1 protein-coding gene is annotated in these 1,103 nt (G+C 60.8%); it reads left to right on the forward strand.

The annotated features are described in order from the left end of the window. A partial coding sequence (gene prpC / locus NCT05_RS36640; protein WP_250504797.1) for a bifunctional 2-methylcitrate synthase/citrate synthase occupies positions 1–1,103 on the forward strand: 1,103 nt, incomplete at both ends.

Consider the following 1,103-nt stretch of genomic DNA (forward strand, 5'->3'; position numbering starts at 1 on the left):
GGCGCATTCAAGCCGAAGAAATCCGTCGCGCTGTCGGGCGTGACGGCGGGCAATACCGCGCTGTGCACCGTCGGCAAGACGGGCAACGACTTGCACTATCGCGGCTACGACATTCTCGATGTCGCGACGACGTCCGAGTTCGAAGAGATCGCGCATCTGCTCGTGCACGGCAAGCTGCCGAACACCGCCGAACTGAAGGCATACAAGACGAAGCTGAAGGCGTTGCGCGGCCTGCCCGCGAATCTCAAAGCCGCGCTGGAATGGATTCCCGCGTCCGCGCATCCGATGGACGTGATGCGTACCGGCGTCTCCGTGCTCGGCACGATCCTGCCGGAGAAGGACGATCACAACGTGCCGGGCGCGAAGGATATCGCCGACAAGCTGATGGCCTCGCTCGGCTCGATGCTGCTCTACTGGTATCACTATTCGCACAACGGCAAGCGCATCGAAGTCGAAACCGATGACGATTCCATCGGCGGGCACTTTCTGCATCTGCTTCATGGCGTCGCGCCGTCCAAAGCGTGGGTCGATGCGATGCATGTATCGCTCAATCTTTACGCCGAGCACGAGTTCAACGCATCGACGTTCACGGCGCGCGTGATCGCGGGCACGGGTTCGGACATGTATTCCGCGATCACCGGCGCGATCGGCGCGCTGCGCGGTCCGAAGCACGGCGGCGCGAACGAAGTCGCGTTCGAAATTCAGTCGCGCTATCAGACGCCGGATGAAGCGGAAGCCGATATCAAACGCCGCGTCGAAAACAAGGAAGTCGTGATCGGCTTCGGCCATCCGGTGTACACGATCTCCGATCCGCGCAACAAGGTCATCAAGGAAGTCGCGAGGAATCTGTCGAAGGAAGCCGGCGACACGAAGCTGTTCGATATCGCCGAGCGCCTCGAATCGGTGATGTGGGACGCGAAGAAGATGTTCCCGAACCTCGACTGGTTCAGCGCGGTTTCATATCACATGATGGGCGTGCCGACCGCGATGTTCACGCCGCTCTTCGTGATCTCGCGCACGTCGGGATGGAGCGCGCACATCATCGAGCAACGCATCGACAACAAGATCATCCGGCCGAGCGCGAATTACACCGGTCCGGAGAA

Source organism: Caballeronia sp. AZ7_KS35, assembly GCF_023631045.1.
In the GTDB taxonomy this organism is placed as follows: domain Bacteria; phylum Pseudomonadota; class Gammaproteobacteria; order Burkholderiales; family Burkholderiaceae; genus Caballeronia; species Caballeronia zhejiangensis.